Below are 5,551 nucleotides of genomic sequence, written 5' to 3'. Positions count from 1 at the left end.
CCAGAGCCCCCATGCGGAATCGAACCGCAGACCTTCTCCTTACCATGGAGACGCTCTACCGACTGAGCTATAGGGGCGAACGAGGAAGAGATTACACGTTCCGCGCCCAGAGGTGAAATCCGTATCCCGGGGCGAAGACCGCAGGTGGGCGAGGTGCACGGACGGTCGATCCAAGGCCGGGCGTTCGACCGGCCGACGAAGCCTGCGCCCCGACCCGATACGACTATTGCCCGCCTCCCGGCGCCCCGGCGCCTCTCGCCATAGGCTCGACCCTCATCGGTCGGGACCCCGGCCGATCCCCGCCGGGGCCGATCCCCGCGGTCGATCCCGGGGCCGAGCCCACCGCCCACCGGACCCCACGGCCCAGCGCGAGAAGGAGCCGGCGATGGACAGCGCAGCCGCCGACGGGCCGCACCACGGGCCCAACCCGGCGGCCAACCCGCTCGGGCACGGCCCGGTCCTGCTGCTCACCGGCGCCCGGCTGGCCGACGGACGGGTGGTGGACGTCCGGATCAGCGGCGACCGGATCCAGGCGGTCGGCACCGTCGGCAGCCTCGGCCCGCTGCCCGCCCTGCCCGGCGCACCCACCGTCACCACCGGCGCCCGGATCGACCTCAAGGGGTACCTGCTGCTCCCGGCCCCCGCCGAGGCGCACGCCCACTACGACGCCGCCTTCTCCGCCGCCCTGCCCACCCCGCCGCCGGAGACCCACTCCGACCTCACCCGACGGGTCACCGAGGCCGCGCTCACCTCGCTCGGTTACGGCGCCACCGCCCAGCGCACCCACGTCCGGATCGGCGACGTGCACGGGCTGAGCCGGCTGGAGGCGGTGCTCACCGCCCGGCAGGCGCTCCGGGGCCTCGCCGAGCTCCAGGCGGTCGCGATGCCCCGGCTGCTCACCGGGCGGGCCGGTGCGGACGGGCGGGCGCAGTTGCGCGAGGCGCTCAAACTGGGCGCCACGGCGGCAGGCGGCTGCCCCGAACTGGACCCGGATCCGGCCGGGTACGTCCAGCTGCTGCTGGAGGCGGCCCGGGAGCTGGACTGCCCGGTGGACCTGCACACCACGGCCGCCGACGCGGCCCAACTGGCCCGACTGGCAGGGGCCTTGGCGCCACTGCGGCCGCGGGTGACGCTCGGCCCGTGCGGCGCGCTGCCCCGGGGCGCCTCCACCGTGCTGGCGACCAGCGGGGTGCGGGTGGTCTGCCTGCCGCAGAACGGCGGCTGCACCGGCCTGGAGGGCCGGGCCACCGGTCTGCGGCCGGGCCTGGTACGGGAGTTGGCCTCGGCCCGGGTGCCGCTGGCGGCGGGCAGCGGCGCGTTGCGGGACCAGTCCAATCCGGTCGGCCGGGCCGACCCGCTGGAGTCGGCCTACCTGCTGGCTGCGGGCGGGGAGTTGGGCCCGGAGGAGGCGTACGACGCGGTGGCGAACCAGGCCCGGGGGGTGCTCGGGCTGCCGCCGGTCCGGGTGGACGCGGGCTTCCCCGCGGAGCTGCTGGCGGTGCGCGGGGACAGCCTGGCCGGGGCGCTCGCGGGCGGGCACAGCCGGCTGGTGGTGCACAGCGGCCGGGTGGTCAGCCGGACCAGCGCGGTACGGGAGTTCGCGGACACCGTGGCACTGGCGCTGCCCCGGCAGTCCGGTGGCGCCGACGGCTGAGACCGGCACCGAGACGTCCGGCCCCGGGGGGACGGAGGGGCCGGGGAACGGAAGGGCCGGGGGCCGGGACCGCGGGCCGGCGACCGGGGACCGGGGACCGGGGACCGGGGACCGGGGGCGGCGGACAGCCAAGGGGCGCGCGACGTGTGCCACGCGCCCCTTCCCCACCTTGCTGGCCGCCTGGAACGGCGGCTGGAGCGGCCCCGATCTCCCCCACACGGAGCAGGACCGCTCGTTCGGCTCCGACGCTACGCCCACGGAACGCCGTACCGGGCCGCCCTTGACGCCCTCCTGTCGCCGCGGCGGGCGATGTTGACGGGCCGCTGACGCCTCAGGGCACGTAGCGGTACCCGATTCCCGGCTCCGTGATCAGATGGCGCGGGCGGGCCGGGTCGCGCTCCAACTTGCGGCGGAGCCCGGCCAGGTAGACCCGCAGGTAGTTGCCGCGCGTCTCCTGGGCCGGGCCCCAGACCTCGCGCAGGATCTGCCGCCCGGGCACCAGTCGGCCGGGGTTGGCGAGCAGCAGGCCGAGGATCCGCCACTCGGTCGGGGTGAGCCGCACCGGGCCGCCCGGCCCCGTCACCGTGGTGGCCGCGAGGTCGACGGTGTGGTCGCCGATCACCGGCCGGCCCAGCGGGACGCCGCTCGACCGGCGCCGGAGCACCGCCCGCAGCCGGGCCAGCAGCTCGTCCATCAGGAACGGCTTGACGAGGTAGTCGTCGGCGCCCGCGTCCAGGGCACCGATCCGGTCGGCGGCGTCGGTCCGGCCGGAGAGCACGATGATCGGCACCGCGCTGCGGGTGCGCAGCCCGCGCAGCACGTCCATGCCGTCGATGTCGGGCAGTCCGAGGTCGAGCAGGACGGCGTCGGGGGCGGAGCGCGCTGCCCGGTCGAGCGCCTCGCCGCCGGTGGCGGCGGTGCGGACGGCGTACCGGCGGGCGCTGAGGTTGATCCGCAGGGTGCGCAGCAGGGCGGGCTCGTCGTCGACGATCAGGACGCACCGCTGGTCGGCCGTCCGCTCGTCCGGCGCCTCCCGGCCGCCCCGGGTGCCTCGGCGGTCCCGGGTGCCTCGGCGGTCCCGGCCGTCCTGGCCGTCCCGGCCGTCCCCGGCATCGCGGCAGTCCTGGGCGTCGCGGTCGTCGCGGTCGTCGCGGTCACTCATGGTTCGGCGGCTCCTCCGCGGGTGCGGCCGGCTCGGTGGCGGCGGGCAGGGTGAGCAGCATGGTGGTGCCGCCCCCGGGGGTGTCCTCGACCTCCAGGCTGCCGCCCATGGCCTCGGCGAGGCCGCGGGAGAGGGCGAGGCCGAGGCCGACGCCGGTGGTGTTGTCGGTGTCGCCGAGCCGCTGGAAGGGCAGGAAGACCCGGTCCCGGTCCTCGCGAGCGATGCCCGGGCCGCGGTCGATCACCCGGATCTCGACCAGGTCGGCGTGATGGCTGGCGGTGACCACGACGGGTGCGCCCGGCGCGTTGTGGCGCAGCGCGTTGGTGATCACGTTGGCGAGGACGCGTTCCAGCAGGGGCGGGTCGGCGAGCACCGGCGGGGCGCCCTCCTCCAGGTCGACGGTGAGGTCCGCCGGCCCGGTCCGGCCGTACGGGTCGGGGAGGCTGTCGAGTGCCCTGGGCAGGATCTCGTCCAGGTGGGTCTCGGTGAGGTGGAGGGTGAGGGCGCCGGCCTGGAGGCGGCTCATGTCGAGCAGGTTGTCGACCAGGCGGGTGAGCTTGGCCAGCGACTCGTCGGCGGTGGCGAGGAGTTCGGACTGGTCCTCGGGGGAGAACTCGACGTCCGGGCTGCGCAGTGAGCCGACCGAGGCGCGGGCGGCGGCGAGCGGGGTGCGCAGGTCGTGGCTGACGGCGGCGAGCAGGGCGGTGCGCATCCGGTCGGCGGCCTTGATCGGCTCGACCTCGGCGGCGGCCACGGCCAGCCGGTCGCGTTCCAGGGCGGCGCCGACGTGGGCGGCGAAGGCGGTGAGCACGCGCTGGTCGGCGGCTGGGAGCCGGCGGCCGGTGAGGACCAGCAGGGCGTCGGCGCCGACCGGGACCTCGGTGGTCTCGGTCGGTCCGTCGCCGTCGTCCGGGTGTTCGTCCTCGCTGTGGGCGAGCACCTCGCCGCCGGTGCGGGAGAGCAGTGCGACGGTCCGCATGCCGAAGGCCGTGCGGGACTTCTCCATCAGGGCGGGCAGCGCGTCGGCGCCGCGCAGCACGCTGCCGGCCAGGGTGGAGAGGGTCTCCGCCTCGGCGGTGGCCCGGGCGGCCCGGGTGGTGAGCCGGCCGGCGTGGTCGACCACGGTGGAGACGGTGAGCGCGATGGCGGCGAACACCACCAGGGCGACGATGTTGTTGGTCTCGCCGATGGTCAGGCTGTGCACCGGCGGGATGAAGTAGTAGTTCAGCAGCACCGAGGCGATGAGGGCGGCCAGCAGCGCGGACACGGCGCCGCCGAGCAGGGCGACGATGACCACGCCGAGCTGGAAGATCAGCGCGTCGGTGGTGAGGTTGACGGTGGCGTGCGCCTGGGAGAGCACGGCGGTGAGCAGCCAGGGCAGCACGAACCCGGCGAGGTAGCCGACGACGGTGCGGCGCCTGGAGTGGCGTCGGCCGAGCGCGGGCAGCCGGCCGCGGCCGGTGAACTCGTGGGTGACCATGTGCACGTCGATGTCCTCGGAGGCGTCGACGGTGGTCTGCCCGGTGCCGGGGCCGGTGAGGAAGCGGTTGATCCGGCCGCGGCGGCTGGTGCCCAGCACCAGTTGGGTGGCGTCGTGGGCGCGGGCGAAGGCGAGCAGCGCGGTGGGGATGTCGTCGCCGACGACCACGTGGTAGCTGCCGCCGAGGGACTCGACCAGCTGCCGTTGCTGGGCGAGGGCTCCGGAGGAGGCGCCGGCCAGTCCGTCGCTGCGGGAGACGTGGACGGCCAGCAGGTCGCCGCCGGCGGTGCGGTCGGCGATCCGGGCGGCGCGGCGGATGATCGTCTCGCCTTCCGGGCCGCCGGTGAGGGCGACCACGACGCGTTCGCGGGTCTCCCAGACCCGGTCGATCCTGTGGTCGGCCCGGTAGTCGCGCAGGCCCTCGTCCACCCGCCCGGCGACCCACAGCAGGGCGAGTTCGCGCAGGGCGGTGAGGTTGCCGACCCGGAAGTAGTTGGAGAGCGCGGCGTCCACCTTCTCCGCTTTGTAGACGTTGCCGTGGGCCATGCGGCGGCGCAGCGCCTGCGGGGCCATGTCGACGAGTTCGATCTGGTCGGCCCGGCGGACGACCTCGTCCGGGACGGTCTCGCGCTGCGGGATGCCGGTGATCTTCTGGACGACGTCGTTCAGCGATTCCAGGTGCTGGACGTTGACGGTGGTGATGACGTCGATCCCGGCGGCGAGCAGTTCCTCGACGTCCTGCCAGCGCTTGGCGTTGCGGCCGCCGGGGATGTTGGTGTGCGCCAGTTCGTCGACCAGCACCACGGAAGGGCGGCGGGCGAGCACCGCGTCGAGGTCCATCTCCTCGAACTCGGCATCCCGGTAGGAACGTCGGGCCCTCGGCAGGATCTCCAGACCGGCCAGCATGCCCTCGGTGTGGCGGCGCCCGTGGCACTCGATGTAGCCGACCACGACGTCGGCCCCGCGCTGCTGTCTGCGCCGGGCCTCGTCCAGCATCCGGTAGGTCTTGCCGACCCCCGGGGCGGAACCGAGGTACACCCTCAGCCGGCCGCGCCGGTGCACGGTGCCGGGGGTGAGGTCGCGGGCCATGGGCGCTGCTCTTTCCATCATCGTGAGGTGACGGCCGGGTGGTGCGTGCGCGTGCGCGTGCGGGGATGGCCGGCCCGCCGGCGCCCACCCGTACGACGCCGGGTACGAGCCGACCGTCACCAGCTACGACTACGACGCGCCGATCGGCGAGGCGGGCGAGCTGACC

The 5,551-nt window shown here is 75.3% G+C and carries 3 protein-coding genes and 1 tRNA gene; 1 reads left to right on the top strand and 3 read right to left on the bottom strand.

Annotation, left to right across the window (positions count from 1 at the left end; all coding sequences use genetic code 11):
* Positions 1 to 4 precede the first annotated feature (4 nt).
* A tRNA-Thr gene (locus ABT247_RS31380) sits at positions 5 to 77 on the bottom strand.
* 308 nt (positions 78 to 385) lie between these two features.
* On the opposite strand from ABT247_RS31380, the gene ABT247_RS31375 reads away from it, so the two are divergent.
* A complete protein-coding gene (locus ABT247_RS31375; RefSeq protein WP_350749456.1) occupies positions 386 to 1,654 on the top strand; it encodes an amidohydrolase family protein in 1,269 nt (422 codons plus the stop codon).
* A 331-nt stretch (positions 1,655 to 1,985) separates the two neighbouring features.
* On the opposite strand, the gene ABT247_RS31370 is transcribed toward ABT247_RS31375, so the two are convergent.
* Together ABT247_RS31370 and ABT247_RS31365 are read right to left on the bottom strand one after the other, a co-directional pair.
* On the bottom strand, positions 1,986 to 2,816 hold the full coding sequence (locus ABT247_RS31370; RefSeq protein ID WP_350749453.1) for a response regulator: 831 nt from the start codon (positions 2,814 to 2,816) through the stop codon (positions 1,986 to 1,988).
* On the bottom strand, positions 2,809 to 5,385 hold the full coding sequence (locus tag ABT247_RS31365) for an ATP-binding protein (RefSeq protein ID WP_350749450.1): 2,577 nt from the start codon (positions 5,383 to 5,385) through the stop codon (positions 2,809 to 2,811). The genes ABT247_RS31370 and ABT247_RS31365 overlap by 8 nt, the downstream gene beginning before the upstream one ends.
* Between the last annotated feature and the right edge of the window lie 166 nt (positions 5,386 to 5,551).

This window comes from Kitasatospora sp. NPDC001539, assembly GCF_040298565.1.
Classification (GTDB): Bacteria; Actinomycetota; Actinomycetes; order Streptomycetales; family Streptomycetaceae; genus Kitasatospora.
The sequence above is the reverse complement of the archived record's forward strand: the minus strand, read 5'-3'. Positions and strand labels throughout refer to the sequence as shown.

Excerpts from the sequence above, each read along its gene's own strand:
- ABT247_RS31375 (WP_350749456.1), top strand. The coding sequence starts at position 386 with ATGGACAGCGCAGCCGCCGACGGGCCGCACCACGGGCCCAACCCGGCG.
- ABT247_RS31370 (WP_350749453.1), bottom strand. The coding sequence starts at position 2,816 with ATGAGTGACCGCGACGACCGCGACGACCGCGACGCCCAGGACTGCCGC.
- ABT247_RS31365 (WP_350749450.1), bottom strand. The coding sequence starts at position 5,385 with ATGGCCCGCGACCTCACCCCCGGCACCGTGCACCGGCGCGGCCGGCTG.